This window comes from Kribbella sp. NBC_00709, from assembly GCF_036226565.1.
GTDB lineage: Bacteria > Actinomycetota > Actinomycetes > Propionibacteriales > Kribbellaceae > Kribbella.
On the sequence record NZ_CP108996.1, the window covers coordinates 3,500,613 to 3,522,698 of the forward strand.

Sequence of the window (22,086 nt, forward strand, 5' to 3'; positions counted from 1 at the left end):
CCACCGGGATGCCTTAAGCTCGACGCCCTATGAGTTGGTACGACGCGCTCGAGGCCGGTGAATTGACCATCCGGCCGTCCGTTGACGCGGCGAAGCGATTCGGCGTCTCGATCGACCGGATGTCTGTCTCCGCTTCCGCCGGTACGCCGCTCGCCGAGGTGCTGGGCGCCGTCGAGCGGTCGACCGCCGACGTCGTCGTACTGCGCTACCCGGCCCGCGAGACCACTTGGTTCGCCGCCCTGTCCGACGGCCCGCGGCAGGCGCTGCTCGCCGACACCGTCGTCTACTGGTCGTTGCCGACCGGCAAAGGCCGGCGGCCCGCGCCGCTGGCCGGATTCAGCGCGCAGCTCGAGCCGTTGGCCGACGAGGAACTACTGGACGACCTGGTCGCGGACGTCTTCGGCGACTCCGGCAACCACTACTGCTCCAATCCGGTCTTCGATCGCACGCTGGCCCTGGCCGGCCGGCAGGAGTGGGCCCGGCGGCGGATCGCCGACGCAGGCGCCGTCGTACTGCGTGGTCCGGACCGGCGGGTGCTCGCGCTGGCGGCGATCGACCAGCAGCGCTCGTGGACCGAGATCCAGTTGGCCGGCGTCGTACCGGCCGAGCAGGGCCGCGGACGGTACGGTCACCTGCTGGCCGCGATCGAGGACGCCTGCACGTCCCGGCGGCTGGTCGTCTCGACGCAAGGCCACCAAACCGGCATCCAGCGCATCTGGGCCCGTTACGGGTTCGAACCCGTGCATAACCTCGTGACCGTTCACCTCGTTGCCGCTACGTAGTGCCCTGGGGGCCCACGTACCGCTGTCGAGGGAGGAAACACCGGAGTGACGCCGCGGCTGAGCGTGGTGGTGCCCTTCTACGGCGTCGGCGAGTACCTCGGCGACTGCCTGGATTCGATCGCCCGGCAGGCCTGGACCGACTTCGAGGCGATCCTGGTCGACGACGGTTCCCCCGACGACAGCGCTGTCGTCGCCAAGGAGTTCTGCGCCCGGGACCCGCGGTTCCGGTTGATCCAGCAGGACAACGCCGGTCCCGGTCCCGCCCGCGATCGAGGGATCAGCGAGGCGACCGGTGAGTACCTGGCGTTCGTCGACGGTGACGACCTGGTGTCGCGGTACGGGTTCGCGGCCCTGGTCCGGACCCTGGACCGAACCGGTTCAGACTTCGCCGGCGGCAACGCCCGGCGGTTCAACAACAGCTTCGGCGTCCGGCCCTCGTGGCTGCACAAACAGCCGTTCGCCCGGGTCCGGCACGCCACGCACGTGACGGAGTTCCCCGACCTGGTCCTGGACCGGATGCTCTGGAACAAGGTCTACCGCCGGTCGTTCTGGACCGAGTACGGCTACACGTTCCCCCCGATCCGGTACGAGGACTACCCGGTCGCGCTCAAGGCGCACCTGGACGCGGTCACGGTCGACACGATCACGCAGGCCGTCTACTACTGGCGCGAGCGGGAGTCCGGCGAGTCGATCACCCAGCAGAAGTTCCAGCTCGGCAACATCCGGGACCGGGTCACCTCGGCCGGGATGGTGATCGACCTGGTCGAGGACGCTGTACCGGTGGTCCGCCTGCGCACGCACGCGCACCTGGCGCAGATCGATGTACTGACGCTGATGTCCGCGTTCGGCACCGTCCCGGTCGAGGAGGAGCAGCACCTGGTCGACCTGTCCCGCGAGCTGGTCGACCGGCTCGACGACGACGTACTCGCGGCCACTCACAGGTACGACCGGATCCAGCACGCGGCCCTCCGTGCCGGTGACGTCGACCTGCTCCGCCGGCTCGCGGTCTTCCGCAACTCCGGCGGGCTTCGCGGCGGCGCCCGGGCCGTTCCGCGCGGCAAGCGGTCGCGGCAGCTCGACTACAACTACCCGGGTCAGGGCGAGTCCGTCGTGCCGCGGGCGCTGTACGGACTGCGCGAGCAGGACCTGACCCTCGCCACGAGCGTGCGCGAGGTCGTCTGGGTCGACGGCAAGCTGTCGGTCAGGGGCACCGCGGAGATCCGCCACCTGGAGACCGACCGGTCGTCGGACCTCCAGGTCGCGCTGGTCGTCGACGACACGTCACATCCCCTCGAGGTACGCCGGTACGCCGCCCTGGACCTGCACGGGGACAAGTCGCTCGTCGGATTCGAGGTACTGCTGGATCGGGAGCTGCTCGGTCGATGCACGGGTGCACCCGCGCACTTCGAGGTGCGGATGCGTTCGGGGCGGCGGGACCGGAAGGGCATGCTCGGTGGTCAAGGACCGGGGAGCCCTGGGTGGGCGCCGGGGGCGTGGATCGACGAGACGAACTGGATCCAGCCCGGTCCGGGCAAGTACGGCTGGTTCTCGTTGCGGCGGCTGACGGACCCGTGCCGGTTGACCGCGGTCGAGACGACGGCCGACGAGCTGGTGCTGCACGGCCGGGCGTCGTTCGACGAGCCGGAGCTGCACCTCAGCCGGCCCGTCGTCGGTGGTGAGGAAGAGGTTCCGCTGGAGGTCGACGGGCGTGATTTCACCGCCCGGCTGCCGATCCGGGACATCCTCGCGGCGGCGAACCACGACGATCCCTTCGGTCAGCGGACGACCCGTGTGTTCCGGGTGCACGGTCCGGACCGGCAGCAGCGCGTGCTGCTGTGGACGGCGGGCGACTCGGCCGTCTCGCAGGTCGTGGACGATCGAGTCGTCACGTTGACCCGCTCGACCGGCGGATATGTGAACCTGCACGAGTCGCCGATCCGGACGACCGCGACCCAAGCCGTTGCTGACGGCGACATGTTGGTCGTTCGCGGCGCGGAGGACGGCGACGTCACCTTCAGCTGGCGGCGGTACCTGGCCGACTCCGACGACCACCTGGACGTCCCCTGCCGTCGTACCGCGGGTGCCGATGGCTGGTCGGCTGCGGTCGAGTTGGACTCGTTGATCCCGGTGACCGCGGTGAAGGTCTCGGTCGACCCGCTGGCCTCGTTGGCCGACTGGATCTTGTTCGCGACCTCCCCAGACGGTACGGCGCGCGCCGTACAGTGCGAGCCCTTCCTGTGCAGCCAGTTGCCGCTGGCAATTACACACGGGACGCACGCGCTCGCCGTCCGACCCCATGCCGGCACTCTGCACGTCGAGGTGCGCTGATGCATCATCACAACCATTACTACGGTCAGACGCACATCCTGTCGCGGTACGCCGGGTTCGACTTCGATCACCCGCCGCGGCTGCGGGGGTACCTGCAGCACGGCTGGAACATCGGCTGCGGCTGGAACCCGGTGCACGAGTTCTACGACGGCGCCTGGCGGTTCACCTGGAGCGATGCGCCGCGCCGTCGCGGGCACGCGCTCGGCCGGCGGAACTACCACAGCATCGGTGCGCCGTTCCTTTACCTGATGGAGCTCGAGCCGGAGAAGGAGGAGCCCGTCGAGCGCGAGGGCACGCTCTGGTTCCTGTTCCACGGGTGGGAGGGCGGCAAGATCCACGGCGACCACCGGCGGCTGATCGACGAGATCCGCGAGACCGAGCCCGGCCCGGTGACGTTCAGCCTGTACTACACGGAGTACGACCGGCCCGAGGTGCGCGGGTTCTACGAGGACGCCGGGTTCCGGGTGGTGTCGTTCGGGCGGCGCGGGTTCTCGTACGAGGGGACCGACCGGCGGTTCCTGTTCAAGCAGCTCGCCGAACTGCGCAAGCACAAGCGGGTCGCGGCCAACCGGCTGTCGACCGCGATCTTCTACGGCGTCGCGGCCGGTTGCGAACCGGCGGTGTACGGCGACCCGATGGAGATGGAAGGCGAGAACCCGTTGTTCGGTGGGCAGAGCCGGATCGAACGGCTGTGGCCCGAGATGCTCGGCAAGTCGATCGACCCCGAGGCCGCGCGCGCCACCACCGACCTCGAGCTCGGCAAGCCCTGGATGATGCCGCCCGCAGAACTGCGAACCCTGTTCGATTGGAGAGACCGTGTCTAAGAGGGCATCTGGGGACCCTGCGCCCTCTGAGCTGCAGGTGGTCCGGGGCGAGATGCAGCCGTGGACCGATCACACGACGGCGCGGCCGGCGCTCGCGGCGTTGCTGACCGATGTCGTCCCGGCCAACCGGCGGACGCTGATCCTCGGACCGCACGCACCGCAGCAGATCGAGTCCGTGCTGGCGCACTCCGCCGACGTGACGATCCTGGTCCGCTCGGTCGCGGACGCGCAGCAACTGGGCGAGGACTTCGGCCCGTGCCTGCAGGTGATCGCCGGCGCGCTGGACGGGCTGCAGGGCGAGCCGTACGACGTGATCATCGCGACGGATGGTCTCGACCGGGTGCTCGGGTACGACAGCGCCGACCTGTCCTGGACCGAGCGGCTCGCCGCGCTGTCTCACCTCGCCGCACCGGACGCGGTCGTCGTACTGGCTGTCGAGAACGAGTTCTCCCTGCTGAACCTGCTGGACAGCCGACCCGCGGACGAACGCCACGGCGACGACGAGTGGCGCCCGCTCCACGACGATCCCACCCGCCCGGTCTCCGTCGACCAACTGAAAGCCGCCCTGCCGTGGCGAGCGGAGGTGTACGCCGACTTCGCCTCCCGCACCTTCATTCGCGCCGACGTAGCCGCCGCCTCCCGCCCCGGCGAACTCCCCACCCGCCTGGCAGTTGCCGCTCTGGAGTCCGACGACGCGCCGCTCCTGTCACCCGCCGCCGAAGGAGTCGACTCGGCCGCCCGAGCCGGTCTCCTGGGCTCGATCCCCACCGGCTGGCTGGCAATCGCCGGAGCCGGCGCCACGCACGACGTCTACGCGCAGACCGCCCAAGCGGTCCTCACCGCCGACCAGAACCTCACCGGCTGGGACACCACAAGCACCATCGGCCCAGCCGCCGCACCCTCGTCCGCTCCCGACGGGCCACTCTCCTTCGATCCCTCGGTTGTCCCCACCACCGTCCCCTCGGGTGTCTCGGTCGAGACGGTGCTGTTCCGGCTTGCTGCCGCCGAGGACGTGCCTGCCTTCCGGAAGCTGGCTGCCGACCTCGGGGAGTGGGTGACCGACTCCCGCGTGATCGTCCGTTGGGACGACATCGTCTTCGACGGCGAATCCTTCGCGTACGGGGTGTCGCCGTGGGTGGCCCAGGAGCGTGTGGAGAAGGACGATCTGCTCGCAGCTGCCTGGGTCCGGTTCCACGACCGTCTGCTCGGGCAGCACCGCCGGCACCCCTGGCCGCCGTGGATGCTCGGTGACGACCTGGTATCCGCGTGGCTCGGGATGTCCGGGATCGAGCCGCCCGAACAACTCCAGGCGACCTCACCGGACACCGTAGCGGCGACCGCCCAACAAGTTGCTCGCGGCAAGGACCTCGCGGCGGCGCTCGACGTCGTACTCGAAACCCGCGCCGGCACCGTCGACGTACGCACAACCCTGGCAGCGGCTGAGGAAGCCCAGCAGGAGCTGTTCGAGCTCAAGGGTCACGTCTACGGCCTCGAGCGCACGCTCGGCTTCCGCAACAAGGCGATGAAGACGCGCGAGAACCGCATCCGCGAGCTCCGCGGCCAGCTGCAGAAGCTGACCACGGCGCACGATCGGATCCGCGGCTCCCGCACGTACGCCGTCTCGCGGGTGATCTTCCACGCCGCCCAGGTGCGCAAGCCGAAGACCGTCGCCCGCAAGCTCGCCCGCCGGATCCGGAAGCGATGACCGCACCGCGTCTGAGCGTGGTGGTGCCGTTCTACAACGTCGGCGCGTACATCGGCGACTGCCTCGACTCGATCGCGCGGCAGACCTGGCGCGACTTCGAGGCGATCCTGGTCGACGACGGATCGCCGGACGACAGCGCCGTGATCGCTAAGGAGATGTGCGCCCGCGACCCGCGGTTCCGGATCGTCGAGCAGGACAACGCCGGACTCGGTCCGGCGCGCAACACCGGCGTGGAGCACGCGACCGGGGAGTACATCACGTTCGTCGACAGCGACGACCTGGTCACCCGGCACGGGTTCGGGCTGCTGATCAAGGCGCTCGACCGGACCGGTTCGGACTTCGCTGCCGGCAACGCACGGCGGTTCAACAACGGTTACGGCGTACGGCCGTCGTGGCTGCACGCGCAGACGTTCACCGAGGACCGGCTGGCCACGCACATCTCCGAGACGCCGCAGCTCGTGCTCGACCGGATGGTGTGGAACAAGGTCTACCGCCGGTCGTTCTGGGACGAGTACGCGCACCGCTTCCCGGCGATCCGGTACGAGGACTACCCGGTCACCCTCAAGGCGCACCTCGACGCGGTGACTGTCGACACGATCGCGGCGCCGGTGTACTTCTGGCGCGAGCGTGAGTCGGGTGACTCGATCACGCAGCAGAAGTTCCAGCTCGCGAACCTCCGCGACCGTGTCGTCTCGGCCGGCCTGGTGCTGGACGAGGTCGAGGACGCGCTGCCGGAGATCCGGCACCGGGTGCACGCACACTTCCGCCAGATCGACCTGCACGCGGTCCTGTCGGCCTTCGGTACGGTCCCGCCGGTGGAAGAGCAGCACCTCGTCGAGCTCACGACCGAACTCCTGGGCCGGCTGGACGACGCCGTACTCGAGACGGCGCCGCGCGTCGCTCAGCTCCAGTTCGAGGCGCTCCGTACCGGCGACGTGGAGCTGCTGCGCGCGGTCGTCCTCGACCCGGGCGCGGCCGAGGAGCTGCTGCCGCTCGACAAGACCGATCTCACGCTGGCGACGAGTATCCGCGAAGTGACCTGGATCGACGGCGACCTGTCGATTCGGGGCACTGCCGAGATCCGCCACCTCCAGTCCAAGCCGTCGACTCTCCGGATCGGTCTGGTGATCGCCGGCAGGCACTATCGCCTTCCGGTACGGCGGTTTCCGGCGACCGACCTCCGCGGCGAGGACAGCCTCGTCGGGTTCGAGGTCCGCGTCAGCCGGGAGCTGCTCGCCAACTGCCCGGCAGGTCCGTCGCACTTCGACGTACGGATGCGCGTCGGTGGGATCCGTCGGCGGGACCTGCTGCGTGGGCAGAAGGCGGGCAGTCCGGGATGGCCGCCGGGGATGTGGATCGACGGGACGAGCTGGGTTCAACCGGGTCCGGGCAAGGACGGGGCCTTCGCCGTACGGCGCTTGTCGGATCCGTGCCGGCTGACCTCGGTCGAGCAGACGCCCGATGCGTTGGTGCTGCACGGGCGGTCGGCGTTCGACGAGCCGTCGCTGTTCGTCAGCCGGCCGCTGTCGGGTGGCGAGGAGGAGCTGCCGCTGGAGGTTCACGGTCGCGACTTCACCGCTCGGTTGCCGATCCGGCCGATGCTCGAGGAGGTCAATCCGGACGATCCGTTCAGCCAGCGGACGACCCGGGCGTTCCGGATGCGTGGACCGGACGGCCGTGAGCAGGTGCTGTTGTGGACGGCGGGCGACCGGCTGGTCTCACACGCCGAGGGCGGTCGCGTGGTGATGCTGACCCGGTCGACCGGTGGCTACGTGAACCTGCACGAGTCCCCGATCCGGATGACCGCCACTGCTGCCGTTGCCGCTGGCAACATGTTGGTTGTACGGGGCCCCGACTGGAGTGACGTCGAGTTCAGCTGGCGCCGGTATCTGCCCGACTCCGACGACCACGTCGACGTCGCGTGCCGGCGTACCGTCTCCGACGACGGCTGGGCGGCTGTCGTGGAGATGGCCTCCTTGGAACCGGCGGAGTGGATCCTCTTCGCCACCGCGCCGGACGGTACGTCGCACGCGGTCCAGTGCGAGCCGTTCCTGTCCAGCCGACTGCCGTTGACGATCACGCGCGCTCGCCACACCTTCGCCGTACGCCCCCTGGCTGGCACCCTTCACCTCGAGGTGACTTAGCGCCGCGCCACGAGTAGTTGGTGGGTGACCGGCCAGTCGACGGGGTCGCCGTTGGAGGATGTGATCGATGCGACCGGGGCGATGCGGTTGTCGATCACCCAATCGTTGCGCCAGGCGTTCGATGCGGGGTCGATGGTGAAGCCGGCGCGTTCGGCGACCGCGGACCAGCCGGCGAAGTTCAGGCCGCAGAACTGTTCGTGGGTCTCGCTCAGCCAGTTGTCGACGTAGTCCTTCCGGGTGAGGAAGTCCATCGCGTCGGCCAGCCGGAGTACGAGTCCATCGTGGCGTACGTCGTACTCGAACGGGACCTTCGCGTTCCGCCGGAAGTCGTGGGCGAACTGGAAGAACCGCGCCCGCGTGGACAGTCTGGTGATGTACGCTGCCGGGTCGTCGAGCGTCTCGAGCTCCGTGACGTCGGCCGGGTTCTCGCCGTCGCTGTCGTCCAGCCGCAGCACGACGGGACGGTCGGGCTCGTCGGGACCGCAGACGTCGGAGTTGATCCACACGCCATGTGGCGCCGTGTGCGCGAAGAGCGCGTCGGCGAATCGCTGGACGGTGCCGGAGCGCGAACCGTCGGCGTACGACCAGATCTCGTGGGTGAGTGCGAGGGTCAGCGTGGTGTCGATCGATCGCGCTGGGAACACGGCCGAGCCGAGCATGTTGCGCTGGTAGAAGTACACGTTCGGGTTGGTGAAATGGCCCTGCTCTTTCTTGTGCACGCATTCGGCGTACAAATGCCGGGCGACCTCGACACCGATCAGATCCGACTCGTGAAAGCGTGGATCGGCGTCGATCAATTGCAGCGTCGCGCCGGTGGCGCAACCGATGTCGAGAATCCGGCCGGGGCGGACAAAACCCTTGATCTGTTGCCATTTCCGGTCCGCGGCCGTTTCGAACGCGTCGGCATACGTCTTGTAGTCGCGGGTCGTGGTGAGCCCGCCGTCGTCGCCGACCACCGGGTCGTTCACGCACCGCGCGACGTGCGCGTCCAAGGCGTACCGCTCGAAGACGTCCACGGTCGCCGGGTGCGCCAGTTCCTTCCACTGATCATTGCCCGCGGCAATCATCAGCAGAACGTCCCACGGGCGCGCGACGCCTTCAGGCTCGACCCCGATCACGGTGTACCCGAGCTGTTCGTACAGCTTGCTCACCTCCGGCGTCGAGCAGGCGACCACCGTGTTCGCCGGGGTCAATCGGACAAGGTCATCGGTCCCGGCCTCGATCGCCTTCACCGTCACCTCGGCGAAGTCGTCCGTCGGCGGGGTGTCCACCACGCCGACCACCAACGACCGGATCCCGGTGGCGACACTGAACCGCTCGATCGCCGCCTCGCGCCGATCGAACCCGACCGGATTGCGCTTCGTCGTCCGATGATTCGCCGACGTCACCGCCCACACCACGGTCCGGTCCGCGAACGCCCGCAGAAACTCCGCCTGAAACCGGGTCAGCACATGATGCCGCCCCGGAAACAACAAGTACTCGGTCAAGTCCCGAACCTTCCCTGCGTACCATGCATCAGACAGAACATGATCCCAGGGGGAGGGACCGCAATGATCCGGTGGGCACCTGTGGCCGGCTGTCTGGCGCTGGCACTCGGCGGCTGCACGACGCCCGATCGGCCAACCGATCACACCGCACCTCCCGCGACCCCGGCCGCCACGGCGCCTTCGGTGTTCACCACGGTCCCGCGGGCCACGTCCACCCCGACGCCGGCGACATTCCGGTACAGCGTCAACGATCTACAGCTGGCGCTTCCGTCGACGTACGGGACGCACAAGCTCGAGAAGTCGAACTACATCTACCCGCCGGGGTCCGACGTGACCCGGCGGCCGGACCCGATGGCCGTCTGGAAGGTCGAGCCGGCGATCTGCCGGGACGTGATCCGCTACCTGGGCGTCCCCGGTGTGCCCGGCGACTTCATCGCGCCGACCACACCCTCGGCCGTGGCGACCGCCCGCCTCGGCCAGGGGATCGGCAACGAGCGGCCGTTCGTGAGCGCCAGCATCACCGAGCTGGCCGGCGCGCTCGGCGACCGACTCCTCGACCAGCGCCGGCCGCCGCCGCCCGAGTGCGCCCACATCCTCATCGACGGCAAAGAGCGCGCCTCGGTGGTCGAGCGCCCCCTACCAGGCTTCGGCGTCCGTGCCCGCTACATCGTCCGCACCTACCCGGTCGGCCCCCAGACCTACACCGAGCGCACCCTCCAGTACCGCACCCCGACGTACGTCGTGCTGATCCGCCTGGACGCCTTCATCAACCCCGAACCCGCCTTCCTCGCTTTCGCTGCAAAGACCCGAGACGGCCTCAAGTCCCTGACCCCGATGAGCTAGAGCAGGTCCCACGTCAGGGGGGTGCCGGCTTTGGTGGCGGTGCGGAAGGGGCGGCCTTCTACCTGCTTGAACACGTCGGGGGCGAGGCCGCCGGCGGGGCGGATGGAGCGGACGTTCTCGGCGGTGATGGGGTCGCCGGGTTGGACGTCGCGGGTGACGAAGAGGGAGCGGCGGAAGCGCAGGACGTTCTCTTCGGCTTGTTTGGGGCCGATGACCGGTTTGCCCAGAGACAGCTGAGCAACACGAGTGCTCTCGACGAGCAGCTCCAGCTCCCACGGCTCCAGTGAGAATGCCGAGTCGACCCCGCCGTCGACGCGCTTCAGCGTGACGTGCTTCTCGATTACGGTCGCTCCGAGCGCGACAGCGGCCACGGCGGCGCCGATGCCCATCGTGTGGTCGGACAGGCCGACCTGTACGCCGAGCGCGTCCCGCAGGACCGGGATCCCGCGCAGGTTGGACTGCTCCGGCGGGGCCGGGTAGCTCGCCGTACACGACAGCACGATGATCTGTTCGTTCCCGGTCGACCGCGCGGCCCGCACCGCGGCGTCGATGTCGGTGAGGGTCGCGGAGCCGGTGGAGATGATGATCGGCTTCCCGGTCTCGGCCATGCCGCGGACCAGCGGCAGGTCACCGATCTCGTTCGACGCGACCTTGTACGCCGGGACGTTCAGCTTCTCCAGGAAGTCGATCGCGGTCTGGTCGAACGCGGACGAGAACGCGACCAGCCCGAGCGACGTCGCCAGCTCGAAGATCGGCTCGTGCCAGGCCCACGGCGTGTGCGCCTCCTCGTACAGGTCGTACAACCGCGCTTCGCTCCACAGTTCGTGCTCCACCGGCAGCCGGAACGCCGGCAGGTCGAGGTCGAGCGTCATCGTGTCCGCGGTGTACGTCTGCAGCTTGAGCGCCTGGGCACCGGACTCCGCGACCGCGCGGACGATGTCGAGCGCCCGGTCGAGGTCGCCGTTGTGGTTCCCGGACATCTCGGCGATCACGAACGGCTGGTGGTCGGGTCCGACCTGCACGCCGCCGATCTCGATCGTGGTCATCTATTTCCCCTGGGTTCTACGGTCCTGCTTGCGCAGGCTGATCGGAATCACGGTGAGCTCGCGGCCGTCGGCGTACCGGACCTCCGGCGGACCTTCGGCGAACCGGAAGCGGCGGTTCATCTGCCGGACCACCGCGTTGTGCTCGAGCACCTCGCCGGTGAGTACGTCGAGGCCGAGCTCGTCGAACGCGTACGCCGTGGCCTCGCGCATCACCTCGATCCACGCGGGCAGCGTCTCGCCGCGCTCGGCCAGCCCGTCCGCGTCCAGGAAGAATCCCCAGGCCCCGGACGGCCCGTCGAGGTCGAAGAAGTTCACGACGCCCGCGGTCTCGCCGCCCCGTTCGTAGATCAGGACCCGGCGGGTGGGGTCGACCGAGGTCTTCGCCCACCACGTTGCGTGCTCGTCCGCCGAGATCTCGTGCGAGGTGATGCTCACGTCGCGGTTCGCCTGCTGGTTCCGCAGCCGCCGGACGGTGTCGACATCGGCGTCGGTCGCAGTGCGCAGCATGCACCTAACCTAGCGCCATCGCAGCGAGCGCTGTTCTTCAAGCGGGTGGATGTGTAAACATCTTTCGACTTCACGTTGAACGACGGTCGGAGAGTGACATGAGAGTCTGGCGAGCCATGGGTGTTCTGGGCGTAACAGCGGGCCTGCTGATGGGCGGACTGACCAGTACGGCGGCTGCCGCGCCGGTCGACCGGCAGACGTGCGCGCCCAGCGCGAACACGCCGTTGCGGCAGTTCCGGGCGAGCTGGATCTCCTCGGTGGTGAACATCGACTGGCCGTCGAAGACCGGTCTGAGCGCCGCGCAGCAGCAGGCCGAGCTGATCGGCTGGCTCGACGACGCGGTCCGGCAGCACCACAATGCAGTCGTCCTGCAGGTCCGCCCGACCGCGGACGCGTTCTGGCCGTCCAAGGTCGAGCCCTGGTCGCAGTACCTGACCGGCACGCAGGGCGGCGACCCCGGCTACGACCCGCTGGCGTTCGCGGTCGCCGAGGCGCACAAGCGGAACCTCGAGCTGCACGCGTGGTTCAACCCGTACCGGCTGTCGATGGGCACCGACATCAACGCGCTCATCCCGTCACACCCCGCGCGCCAGCACCCGGACTGGGTCGTCTCGTACGGCGGGAAGCTGTACTACAACCCCGGCATCCCGGCCGCCCGCAAGCTGGTCGAGGACGCGATCATGGACGCCGTCTCGCGCTACGACATCGACGGTGTGCACTTCGACGACTACTTCTACCCGTACCCGGTGGCCGGCCAGACGTTCGACGACGCCGCGACGTTCGCGCAGTACGGCGCCGGCTTCTCCAACCTGCAGGACTGGCGGCGGAACAACATCGACCTGCTCATCCACGAGCTGAGCCAGAAGATGCACGCGATCAAGCCGTGGATCAAGTTCGGCATCTCGCCGTTCGCGGTCTGGCGGAACAAGGCGACCGACCCGGAGGGCACCGACACCACGGCCGGCGTGCAGACGTACGACGACCTCGCGGCGGACACCCGCAAGTGGGTCCGCGAGGAGTGGATCGACTACATCGTCCCGCAGGTCTACTGGGCCGGTGGGTTCGCGGCGGCCGACTACAACAAGATCGTCCCGTGGTGGGCGGACCAGGTACGCGGTACGCACGTCCACCTCTACATCGGCGAAGCGACGTACAAGGTCGGTACGTCGACACAGTCGCCGGACTGGTCCGACCCGGCCGAGCTGAGCGACCACCTGGCGTTCGACAGCGCGATCCCTGAGGTGAAGGGGAACATCTACTTCTCCGCCAAGGACGTCCGCGCGGACCGCCTCGGTGCGACCACCCTGCTCAACAACACCTGGTACACGAAGCCGGCGCTGATCCCCGCGATGCCCGCACTCGACTCCCGCCCGCCGCTCCCCGCGCACGCGGTCCACGCCAGCCGCACGGCAGACGGCGTACAGCTCAAGTGGTCCCGGACGTCGAAGGACACCACGTCGTACGCGATCTACCGCCGCGACCTCCTCGGCGCCGACCACTGCCCCGACAACGACGCCCGCAACCTGATCGCCACAGTCCGCTCCACCGGCCCCGCCCAGTCCTACACCGACCCCACAGCAACCCCCGGCAAGCCCTACCTCTACACAGTCACAGCCCTGGACCGCCTAGCCAACCAAAGCCTCCCCATCCCGACGATCACGCTCCGCTGAGTCCTACGGGCTCTTGACGCCCGGCGTGGTGGTTAGCTGCGTCGGGACTGGGCCGGTGGGGAAGGTTGGGGACTGGGTGGGGAAGGTGCCGGTCGGGAAGGGCTGGGTCGGCTGGGTCTGGCCTGGGGGTTGGGTGCCAGGCGTGCCAGTCGTGCCAGTCGGGAAGCTCGGTGTGCCGGTGGGGAAGCTTGGCGTTTGCGTGGGGTTGCCTGTTGGAGACGGCGTTCTGGTGGGGAACGGGTTCTCGGGAGGTGGCGGGTAGATCTGGTAGACGTGGACACTGCCCAGCTGGAATCTGAGTTCGGTGAGTTTGTCCAGGTTCCGCGGGGGTGCGCTGACTCGGTCGTCGAGCAGCAGCCACTGGACGTCGTACTTCGTGCGTAGGGTCTCGATCAGCTGGCGGGTGGGGTTGGTGAAGACCTCGTCGTTCAGCTGCAGTTCGTCCTGGTCCCAGTACGGGCCCTGGACCGCATCCGGGTAGGTGTCGTCGGCGCGGGCCTGGTACGACCAGCCCTCGACGAGCACGCGTCGCTCGGCGTACCCGGCGATCCAGTAGGACCCGGTCAGGCAGTGCGACGCCCGCGCCTGGTGGCAGTGCACGTTGGTGGCGATCCGGTCGTCCGACCCGGAGTTCCGGCGGATGAAGCGGGCCGCCTCGATCCCGCCCGGTGCGATCGACTCGTACGACGTCAGCGGCGGGCTGGCGAACTTGCGCACGGACGCCACCGTCGGCGACACCGTCGTACCCACCAGCACCGCCACCGCGATGACAGCCCAGGTACGCCGGGAGCCGCGCAACACGAGCCCGAACACGCCGATGCCGATCGCCGCGACCACCAGCGCAACAACCAGCCCTTGACCGAAGCAGCTCCCCGAAGTGCACGAGCTGGGCGAGCGGTAGCGACCCCAGTAGATCGCTGCGACGCCGATCGCGAGCGCGACAGCGGCAATCCAGTACTGCCGCCGCTCCAACGACCCAAGCCCCCAGGTCGCCAGCAGCACCCCGAAAACGAACCCGGTCCGCACGAAGAACAGCTGCGTGTCACCGCGATCGGCCAACAGCGACGCACCCACCACCGCAGACGCGAACCCAGCCACCAGGAAGACCACCATCGGATCCCGCCGCTTGATCAGCAACGCGCCGACGACCGGCATGACCCAGCCGACCAGCACGACCGCGGCGATCACCGGAACGGCAGACCCGCCACCACCCATCCGGTCCGCCAGGCTGTCGAACGTCGCCCCCGGATCGAACCGCACACTCGACACGGCGCCACGCAGTACGAAGAAGAACGTCAACGCGTACGCCGCCGCGACCCCGACGCCCAGCACCAGAGCACGCAGGTTGAGCCGCCCCGCCCGCACCGTCAGATAGATCCACGCAACCGCCAGCCCGGTCGCATACACAGGCAGTGCGGTCGCTTTCGTCAACGCCAGCGCGGCGATCAGCACACCGGCCGCGACGAAGAGCCGGAACAGCTCACCCCGCGTCTTTCCCGTACGACGTCGCAGCAGCACCGCAGTGACCGCGATCAACGGCAGCAGCAGCACTGTGGAGAACGCCTGCGGCGGATTGGTCAGCTCACCGAGCGAGAACGGCCCGTCCGCGAACACTCGATCCGAAACGGCCCATGGCCAAGCAACCAGATCGCCACCGGCAACCACGAGCCCAGCTGCGATCGGCGCGGCGACTGCACGACCGGTCAGCACCATTCCGACGGCGGCCGCGCCCAGCACGGTCAGCAGGATCCAGGCGAACGGCACCATCCGATGCGTGAGTACGTCGAGCGGTGCGCTCGTGATCCAGTGCACCGACGCGATGTGGTCGTACGCCGCCCAGTGGCTGGTCAGCCAGCCGCCATCGGCGTACGGGATGCGCGGCGGGAAGTGGTGCGTCAGTTCACCTGCCAGCGCGAGGTTGTGGGGCGCATCCGAGTCGGGCCGCAGCGCCTGCGGTCCGTCGAGCGGAATGAGCTGCGAGCCGACGCGAACGAACCACGCCGCCGCGACACCGACCGCGACCATGACGCCGGCCGTCGACCACCATGGGGTCGGCCGCTCCGCGGGCTTGTGCCGCGGCAACGCCCGCCACATCCCGACTGCCAGCGCCGGCATCAGCAACGCCGCCAACGGCATCTTGAACAGCATCCCGATCGGGTAGACCAGCGCCTCGACGGCCAGCCCGAACGCAGTACCCAGGACGACGTCCGCCGAGAACCACCCGACCCCACCGGTCAGCCGGCGCCAGAACATCGTGCCCGGGACGACGATCACGACCAGGAGATAACCGAGGTACGCCGCCGGCATCCAGGGTGGATGCTCCTGCAGCGCCACGAACCAGGCCAGCGGCAGCACGGGCAGGCTCGCCAAGGCCGCGGCCCGCTTGCCGCGCCCCGGTGCACGGCGCCTCCCCGGTCTGATCATCGGGAAAGTGTATGAGTCCGACGAGTCGGGTTCGTGGCCGGTGAGCCGTTTACCACCATGAGCTTCGCATTTACACTCGGTAATCTCCCAGACCTCGAGGCTCGTCGGGAGGTCCGATGGTCAAACGGTTGACAGCCTGGGTGCGCCATGGTGACCCGGACCCGGTCCCGAAGGGGGACGCTAGGCTTCGGGTTTATGAGTTCGGTGCAGCGGGGTCGGATCAGGGAGTTGATGGGTGAGGTGATGACGGCCCAGGGCCGGTCATTGCCGGCCGACGACACAGCGGACCTCCGCGAGATCGGGTTCCGATCGCTGGACTTCTCCGAGCTGGCCCTCCGGGTGGAGGACGAGCTCGGCGACGAGCTGAACTTCGATGCCCCTGGGCTGCGCCGGATCGCTACGGTCGGCGACGTACTGGACTTCATCGAGCATCTCCAGTCTGCGTGACGGCGCAGTGACCAGCCGCCGCCGGACCACCGCACTGATCGGTGACGACAACACCGTGGTCGTCGCCGGCAAGCGCCTGACCTGGCGGACACTGCACAAGTTGCCGCAGCTGCCGTCGCCCGCGGCGGTCCTGGTCGACAGCGGGGCCGATGCCCTCGCGGCCCTTCGGCATCACGCGGTCCACGGCACCGAGCTGCTGGTCGCCACCGAGTCCCGCGTCGACCAGCGGATGCGCGAGGAGCTGGGCGAGTCCGGCTTCGCGATCGTCCTGCCCGATGGGGCAGTGACCCCGGCGAAGCTGAAGCGGGTCGAGGAGTCCGGCCGAGCCTGGCTGCTCACCTCCGGTTCCACCGGCCGCCCGAAACGCATCGGCCACACGCTCGAGTCCCTCACCACCGTCACGGCCGATCAACCACCGCGCACCTGGCTCCTGCCGTACTCGCCCGGCACGTACGCCTGGTGGCAGGTCGTCACGCTCTCGCTGACCCAGGCCGACCAGGGCCTGGTCGTGATCGAGCCCAGCGAGCTGGAGAACTGGCCGGCGATCGCCACCGAACACGGCGTCACCGCAGCCTCGGGTACGCCGACGTTCTGGCGGCAGGCCATCTACCGGGACGCCGAAGCGCTGGCCGGCGTGCCGCTCGAGCAGATCACGCTCGGCGGCGAACCGGTCGACCAGGCCATCCTCGACCAGCTGCGGGAGATCTTCCCCAGCACCCGGATCTCCTGGATCTACGCGTCCTCCGAGGTCGGCGCCTCGATCGTGGTGCACGACGGCAAGGCCGGGTTCCCCAGGTCCTGGCTGGACCGCGAGCCCGACCCGGAGCGCCCGATGCTGACAGTCGAGGACGGCGAGCTGGTGATCCGGTCGCCGCACCACGGCGCCGGCCTGGTCGGCGCGGTCCACACCGGTGACCGGATCGAGTACGACGGCGACCGCGTGCTGATCGTCGGCCGCCTCGACAGCGACGAGATCAACGTCGGCGGATCCAAGGTGTCGGCGGGTGTGGTCCGCAGCGTGCTGATGGCTCATCCGGGTGTCTCGTGGGCGCGGGTGTTCGCGCGCAAGGCGCCACTGGTCGGCCGGATGGTCGTGGCCGAGATCGTCCCGAACCGCGCGCTCGGCCCGATCACGAACGCCGACCTGGTGCAGTGGTGCTCGACCCGGCTGCCCGACTACGGCGTACCCCGGAGAATCACGTTCCTCGACGAGATCCCGCAGAAGGAAACCCTGAAGAGTGATGTCTGAAGTCAGTCTTGTCCCGCCGGCCTCGGTCGTGCTGGTGTCAGGTGGTTCCCGCGGTCTCGGCCTGGCGGTCGTCACCGACCTGCTGGCGGCCGGTCTCAAGGTCGCCGCGTTCGCCCGGACCGTCACGCCCGAGCTGACGGCGCTCGGCGAGAAGTATCCGGACCACCTGCACTACGGCTCTGTCGACATCAACGACGCGGCCGCCGGCCAGGCCTTCGTCAAAGCCGTCGAGGTCACGCTCGGCCCGATCGATGCCTTGGTCAACAATGCGGCGATCGGCCAGGACTCGTTGCACGTCCACACCTCCGCCGATCACCTGGCCGAGATCATCCGGACCAACCTGACGTCGCCGTTGATCCTGACCCGGTTCGTCCTGCGCCGGATGCTCGCCAAGGGCCTGAAGGGCCGGATCGTCAACATCACCTCGATCTGCGCGCAACGCGGCTATCCCGGCCTGGTCGCGTACTCGGCCACCAAGGGCGGAATGGACGCGGCCACCCGCTCACTGGCTCGTGAGCTCGGTGGCCGCATCCTCGCCAACGCGGTCGCTCCGGGCTTCTTCGCCTCGGAGATGTCCGCGGTCCTCGGTCAGACTCAGCTCGACCAGATCGTCCGCCGTACCCCGACCGGTCACCTGACCGAGCCGGAGGACGTGCTCCCGGTCGTCCGCATGCTCCTGCTGGAGAACACGAACATCAACGGTCAGGTGCTGGTCGTGGACGGCGCCGCGTCGATCTGACTCAGACGTGTGAGTCCACGACGACCGGCGCTTCGACCGGCTCGGGCGTGCTGCGGAACCAGGTCCAGGGCCGGACGCTGATCACGATCATCGTCAGGCTCAGTACGGCGTACACCAGGGAGCCGATGAAGGCTGCGTGGACGCCGTCGACCAGGACCTCACGAGGAACGACCGAGGTCGAGTTGCGGCTCGCCGTACCGAAGATCGTGACCAGGATGCCCAGGCCGAGTGCGCCGCCGACCTGCTGAACCACGTTCAGCATGCCGGACGCGGCGCCCGAGTCCTCCGGTGCGACACCGGAGATGGACCGGCCGACCAGCGGGATGAAGATCATCCCGGCGCCGCCGCCGAACAGCAGCAGCGGACCGACCACGTCGTGCAGGTAGGTGCTGTGCGCGTCCAGCCGGGTCAGCCACACCGTGCCCAGTGCGACCAGCGTCGAGCCGGCCAGCATCAGCTTCGCGCCGTCGACCCGGGCCACCAGCCGCGGTACGACGCGCGACGAGGTGAACAGCAGACCGGTCATCGGCAGGAAGGCCAGGCCGGCGGCCAGCGGGCTGAGCTCGAGCACGCCTTGCAGGTACTGGGTCAGGAAGAAGAACATCCCGAACATGGTCCCGACGACCAGCAGCATCGTCAGGTACGACGTCGACCGGGCCGCGGACCGGAACAGCCGCAGCGGCACGATCGGGTGACTGACCCGGCGCTCGATCAGCACGAACGAGACCAGCAGCACCACACCGACCGCGAACGAGGCCAGTACTTCGGCCGATGTCCAGCCTGCCTCGGCGACCCGGATGAAGCCGTAGACGAGCGACGTGATGCCGAGCGTCGACGTGAGCGCACCGGCCACGTCGAACCGGCCGGTCTCCGGCTCGGTCTCGGTCAGCACCCGTCGTGCGGCGAAGACCAGCGCGATACCGATCGGGACGTTCACGAACAGGCCCCAGCGCCAGGACGCCCATTCCGTCAGCATGCCGCCGAGCACCAGACCGACACTGCCGCCACCGGACGAGACCAGGCTGTAGTAGCCGAGCGCCTTCATCCGCTCCGGACCTTCGCGGTACGTGAGCATGAGCAGGGTCAGCGCGGCCGGCGCGGCGATGGCGCCACCGATGCCTTGCAGTACGCGGGCAGCGAGCAGGAGCTCCGCGCTCGGCGCGAGACCGCCGAGCAGCGAGGCGAGCGTGAAGACACTGATACCGGTGATGAACACCCGGCGACGGCCGAGCAGATCCCCGGCGCGTGCGCCGAGCAGAAGCAGACCGCCGAACGCGAGGGCGTAGGCGTTCTGCACCCACGACAGGCTGGACGGGCTGAAGTGCAGGGCGTGCTGGATGTGCGGCATCGCGATGTTCACCACGGTGCCGTCGAGGATCACCATCAACTGGGTGACCAGGATGACTGCGAGAACTACCCCCGGCCGCCGAGCGGGCGTGCCGGAATTGGCGCCGGCCGGCGCCGCGGCTGTTGCCGACATATTGCTCCTTACCCCAGTGGGGCTACAGTTATGAGAGGAAGCGGAGCGCTCCTCCGGATACGATACGGAGGCCTCCTCCGCTTTGCAAGCGATATTGTGAGCGAACCCGTGCGAGGAGGTTGGATGGCGCCGCAACCCCTGCCGTGCGCGCGGCCGACCCGTGCGGACGCGGCGCGGAACTACGACCGCCTGGTGACGGCCGCCCGCGAGACGTTCGCCGAGCACGGCACCGACACCTCGCTGGAGGAGATCGCCCGCCGTGCCGGTGTCGGCATCGGCACGCTGTACCGCCGGTTCCCGAGCCGGACCGCGCTGCTCGAGGCGGTCTACGTCGAGGAGATACAGTCCGTCTGTGACCGGGCGTACGAGTTCGACCGGGAGCTGGAGCCGTTCGAGGCGCTGGCCGCCTGGTTGCGCAGTTTCCTCGGCTACGGGCTGTCGAAAGGCACCCTGGCCGGCGAGCTAACGGTTGCTCTAGGCAAAGATTCGCCGTTCTTCCAGGCCTGCAAGGTCAATGTGCAGGATGCCGGTAAACTCCTGCTGGACAAGGCGAAAGCGGCCGGCGAGGTCCGGCAGGAGCTCGAGCTGGCAGATGTGATGAGGCTGGTCGGCGGCATCAACATGGGCCGCGACATCGAGCCCGAGCAGGCGAACCGGCTGCTCGACATCGTGCTGTGCGGACTCAGGCCCGCTGCTGCCTCAGCTGCTCCAGCGAAGGGTTAGCCGCGTCCCGCTCGGTGTACCTGAGCTCTCGGACCGGCCACTCGATCGCCAGCTCCGGGTCGAAGAGATCCACGGCGACCCGCTCGGGCGACCAGTGCTCGTTCACCAGGAAGTTGTACGTCGTGTGCGTCGTCAGCGTGCAGAACGAGTTCCCGACTCCGCGCGGTACGTACAGCGCCTGTTCCGGCCCGAACTCGAAGGTCTCCATCCGCCCGAAGGACTCGGTCTGCCGAAGGTCGACGATCGCCGCGAACACCCGGCCGGACGACGGCGACAGGTACTTGTCCCACGGCTCGGCGTGGATACCGCGGACGATCCCGGCCTCGGCGAAGTACGCGACGTTGTGCTGGACGACGTCCATCCCGAGCGCGGCCAGCTTCTCGCGGTGGAAGTTCTCCTTGAACCAGCCGTCGTCATTGGGCTTCACGTCCAGTGCGATTCGCAGTACGCCGGGGATCGTGGTCTCTTCGACCTTCACCGGCGCACCTGCCGGCGGGCGTCGAGCTGGGCCTGGTCGGCGGCCGTCAGGCCCGCGTGCCATCCGGCGCCGTTGGTGATGCGCGTCCGCCGGGTCGTCGTGTTCGGGAACAGTTGCGCGAACAACGCGTCCACGTGCTCCTCCCGCTTGGCCAGCACCGGCAGCAGGCGACCCGCTTCGGCTTCGGGCACGGCGGCCTGGGTCGCGGCGGTGGTCTGCTCCAGCCGCTCGCCGATCCGTTGCGCATAAGCCATCAGGAACGACTGCCGGAACGAGCGCGTCCTGGACTCGCCGCGATGCCCGATGTGCTTGCCGGCGGCAAGCATTGCCCGGTTTGCCTGCACCAGCAGCGACGTGCTGAGGATCTCGGTGTGCTGCAGATCGACCTCCGCGCCGACGACGGTGACGACGGCGAGGTCCTCGATCACGACCGTGCGACACCGGTTCGCCGCGGCGACCGCGCCGACCAGCTGCGCCTTCGCCGAGACGTACGGCGTCTCGACCCACAATCGCCGGGCCGCGGAGTCGTCCGGGATCTCGACCTCGGCCTCCACCAGCGCACTGTCCAGCGAGAACTTCGCCATCAACTCCTGCGCCTTGCCGGACAGGGCTTCCGCCTCGTCCGGGAACTCCGTCGCCTCCGCCTTCGCCAGCAGGGCGCGGATCCGCGCCAGCATCTTCCCGTTCGCCGGTACGACGCGTTGGTCGCGGCGGACCGGCGAACCGGGCAGAGGAAAGATCCGGGCCAGGACCGGCAGCGTCTGGAGGAAACCGGCCAGGGAGAGGGCGTGGTGCAAGGTGAGGTAGCGGCCGATGCGGGCGCCGGCGGCCCACGCGGTCAGGCTCAGCCCGGTGAAAGGCTGCGGCACGCCGAGGTCGGTCAGCTGCTCGAGCCAGCGCGGGTCGATGGTGGTCGCCCGATAGCCCTTGTGCTCTGCTGCGATCGCGGCCAGCAGCAACGGCTCGACGCCGGCGTCCAGACTGCGACGTCCGTGCTGGACGACGTCTGCGGGCGCCCAACCACGCTCCCAGGTGGTGCGGAGCAGTCCGGTGAGGAACGCCTGCACGCAGCGGTCCACCTGCGCCTGGTCGCGCTCGTCGTACGCACCCAGGCGGGCCAGGTGCTCGTCGGCGCGATCGTCGCGCACCGCCACGACAGCAGCCGTGATCGGTAACAATCGCAGGATTTCCTCGTCACTCACGCCGTCGA

18 protein-coding genes are annotated in these 22,086 nt (G+C 68.9%); 11 read left to right on the forward strand and 7 right to left on the reverse strand.

The annotated features are described in order from the left end of the window. Positions 1–29: 29 nt before the first annotated feature. From OHA18_RS17345 to OHA18_RS17365, 5 genes are read left to right on the forward strand one after another with little or no spacing between them, the layout of a single operon-like run. Positions 30–782, forward strand: coding sequence for an N-acetyltransferase (locus OHA18_RS17345; RefSeq protein ID WP_329005140.1), 753 nt, complete (start codon positions 30–32; stop codon positions 780–782). Between the two features lie 45 nt (positions 783–827). Then, complete coding sequence (locus tag OHA18_RS17350; protein ID WP_329005141.1) at positions 828–3,110, forward strand: glycosyltransferase family 2 protein; 2,283 nt, start codon at positions 828–830, stop codon at positions 3,108–3,110. Further along, on the forward strand, positions 3,110–3,934 hold the full coding sequence (locus OHA18_RS17355; RefSeq protein WP_329005142.1) for a hypothetical protein: 825 nt from the start codon (positions 3,110–3,112) through the stop codon (positions 3,932–3,934). The genes OHA18_RS17350 and OHA18_RS17355 overlap by 1 nt, the downstream gene beginning before the upstream one ends. Then, on the forward strand, positions 3,927–5,639 hold the full coding sequence (locus OHA18_RS17360) for a hypothetical protein (RefSeq protein WP_329005143.1): 1,713 nt from the start codon (positions 3,927–3,929) through the stop codon (positions 5,637–5,639). The genes OHA18_RS17355 and OHA18_RS17360 overlap by 8 nt, the downstream gene beginning before the upstream one ends. After that, positions 5,636–7,783, forward strand: a complete 2,148-nt coding sequence (locus tag OHA18_RS17365; protein WP_329005144.1) for a glycosyltransferase family 2 protein — start codon at positions 5,636–5,638, stop codon at positions 7,781–7,783. The genes OHA18_RS17360 and OHA18_RS17365 overlap by 4 nt, the downstream gene beginning before the upstream one ends. On the opposite strand, the gene OHA18_RS17370 is transcribed toward OHA18_RS17365, so the two are convergent. Next, entirely contained in the window at positions 7,780–9,270 is a 1,491-nt protein-coding gene (locus OHA18_RS17370; protein WP_329005145.1) for a class I SAM-dependent methyltransferase, read from the reverse strand. The two genes, OHA18_RS17365 and OHA18_RS17370, sit on opposite strands and share 4 nt — an antisense overlap. Before the next feature lie 63 nt (positions 9,271–9,333). On the opposite strand from OHA18_RS17370, the gene OHA18_RS17375 reads away from it, so the two are divergent. Further along, entirely contained in the window at positions 9,334–10,113 is a 780-nt protein-coding gene (locus OHA18_RS17375) for a hypothetical protein (protein ID WP_329005146.1), read from the forward strand. On the opposite strand, the gene pseI is transcribed toward OHA18_RS17375, so the two are convergent. Next, positions 10,110–11,159 carry a pseudaminic acid synthase gene (pseI, locus tag OHA18_RS17380; RefSeq protein ID WP_329005147.1) on the reverse strand — a complete coding sequence of 350 codons (1,050 nt, stop codon included), beginning with the start codon at positions 11,157–11,159 and terminating at the stop codon, positions 10,110–10,112. The genes OHA18_RS17375 and pseI overlap by 4 nt on opposite strands. Beyond that, entirely contained in the window at positions 11,160–11,666 is a 507-nt protein-coding gene (locus tag OHA18_RS17385; protein ID WP_329005149.1) for a GNAT family N-acetyltransferase, read from the reverse strand. Positions 11,667–11,764: 98 nt separating this feature from the next. Here OHA18_RS17385 and OHA18_RS17390 point away from each other — a divergent pair, with 98 nt between their 5' ends. Next, the gene (locus OHA18_RS17390) at positions 11,765–13,336 is read left to right on the forward strand and encodes a glycoside hydrolase family 10 protein (protein ID WP_329005150.1); all 1,572 of its coding nucleotides are present in this window, start codon (positions 11,765–11,767) and stop codon (positions 13,334–13,336) included. Positions 13,337–13,339: 3 nt separating this feature from the next. On the opposite strand, the gene OHA18_RS17395 is transcribed toward OHA18_RS17390, so the two are convergent. Further along, positions 13,340–15,760 carry a hypothetical protein gene (locus tag OHA18_RS17395; RefSeq protein ID WP_329005151.1) on the reverse strand — a complete coding sequence of 807 codons (2,421 nt, stop codon included), beginning with the start codon at positions 15,758–15,760 and terminating at the stop codon, positions 13,340–13,342. Positions 15,761–15,955: 195 nt separating this feature from the next. Here OHA18_RS17395 and OHA18_RS17400 point away from each other — a divergent pair, with 195 nt between their 5' ends. Genes OHA18_RS17400 through OHA18_RS17410 form a run of 3 tightly spaced genes read left to right on the forward strand, consistent with a single transcriptional unit; the run spans position 15,956 to position 18,195 of the window. Next, positions 15,956–16,207, forward strand: coding sequence for a phosphopantetheine-binding protein (locus OHA18_RS17400; RefSeq protein ID WP_329005152.1), 252 nt, complete (start codon positions 15,956–15,958; stop codon positions 16,205–16,207). 7 nt (positions 16,208–16,214) lie between these two features. After that, positions 16,215–17,456, forward strand: a complete 1,242-nt coding sequence (locus tag OHA18_RS17405; RefSeq protein ID WP_329005153.1) for an AMP-binding protein — start codon at positions 16,215–16,217, stop codon at positions 17,454–17,456. Continuing rightward, positions 17,449–18,195, forward strand: a complete 747-nt coding sequence (locus tag OHA18_RS17410) for an SDR family NAD(P)-dependent oxidoreductase (protein ID WP_329005154.1) — start codon at positions 17,449–17,451, stop codon at positions 18,193–18,195. The genes OHA18_RS17405 and OHA18_RS17410 overlap by 8 nt, the downstream gene beginning before the upstream one ends. Position 18,196: 1 nt before the next feature. On the opposite strand, the gene OHA18_RS17415 is transcribed toward OHA18_RS17410, so the two are convergent. After that, the gene (locus OHA18_RS17415) at positions 18,197–19,675 is read right to left on the reverse strand and encodes an MFS transporter (RefSeq protein ID WP_329005155.1); all 1,479 of its coding nucleotides are present in this window, start codon (positions 19,673–19,675) and stop codon (positions 18,197–18,199) included. A gap of 123 nt (positions 19,676–19,798) precedes the next feature. On the opposite strand from OHA18_RS17415, the gene OHA18_RS17420 reads away from it, so the two are divergent. Next, entirely contained in the window at positions 19,799–20,398 is a 600-nt protein-coding gene (locus OHA18_RS17420; protein WP_329005156.1) for a TetR/AcrR family transcriptional regulator, read from the forward strand. Here OHA18_RS17420 and OHA18_RS17425 read toward each other — a convergent pair. Next, positions 20,358–20,876, reverse strand: coding sequence for a dTDP-4-dehydrorhamnose 3,5-epimerase family protein (locus tag OHA18_RS17425; protein WP_329005157.1), 519 nt, complete (start codon positions 20,874–20,876; stop codon positions 20,358–20,360). The genes OHA18_RS17420 and OHA18_RS17425 overlap by 41 nt on opposite strands. Continuing rightward, positions 20,873–22,078, reverse strand: coding sequence for a DUF2786 domain-containing protein (locus OHA18_RS17430; RefSeq protein ID WP_329005158.1), 1,206 nt, complete (start codon positions 22,076–22,078; stop codon positions 20,873–20,875). The genes OHA18_RS17425 and OHA18_RS17430 overlap by 4 nt, the downstream gene beginning before the upstream one ends. Positions 22,079–22,086 lie beyond the last annotated feature (8 nt).

Bases quoted from the DNA above. Each gene is read 5' to 3' on its own strand.
- OHA18_RS17375 (WP_329005146.1), top strand. From the start codon at position 9,334: ATGATCCGGTGGGCACCTGTGGCCGGCTGTCTGGCGCTGGCACTCGGC.
- OHA18_RS17415 (WP_329005155.1), bottom strand. From the start codon at position 19,675: ATGTCGGCAACAGCCGCGGCGCCGGCCGGCGCCAATTCCGGCACGCCC.
- OHA18_RS17420 (WP_329005156.1), top strand. From the start codon at position 19,799: ATGGCGCCGCAACCCCTGCCGTGCGCGCGGCCGACCCGTGCGGACGCG.
- OHA18_RS17385 (WP_329005149.1), bottom strand. From the start codon at position 11,666: ATGCTGCGCACTGCGACCGACGCCGATGTCGACACCGTCCGGCGGCTG.
- OHA18_RS17355 (WP_329005142.1), top strand. From the start codon at position 3,110: ATGCATCATCACAACCATTACTACGGTCAGACGCACATCCTGTCGCGG.
- OHA18_RS17400 (WP_329005152.1), top strand. From the start codon at position 15,956: ATGAGTTCGGTGCAGCGGGGTCGGATCAGGGAGTTGATGGGTGAGGTG.
- OHA18_RS17395 (WP_329005151.1), bottom strand. From the start codon at position 15,760: ATGATCAGACCGGGGAGGCGCCGTGCACCGGGGCGCGGCAAGCGGGCC.
- pseI (WP_329005147.1), bottom strand. From the start codon at position 11,159: ATGACCACGATCGAGATCGGCGGCGTGCAGGTCGGACCCGACCACCAG.
- OHA18_RS17410 (WP_329005154.1), top strand. From the start codon at position 17,449: ATGTCTGAAGTCAGTCTTGTCCCGCCGGCCTCGGTCGTGCTGGTGTCA.
- OHA18_RS17390 (WP_329005150.1), top strand. From the start codon at position 11,765: ATGAGAGTCTGGCGAGCCATGGGTGTTCTGGGCGTAACAGCGGGCCTG.
- OHA18_RS17365 (WP_329005144.1), top strand. From the start codon at position 5,636: ATGACCGCACCGCGTCTGAGCGTGGTGGTGCCGTTCTACAACGTCGGC.
- OHA18_RS17345 (WP_329005140.1), top strand. From the start codon at position 30: ATGAGTTGGTACGACGCGCTCGAGGCCGGTGAATTGACCATCCGGCCG.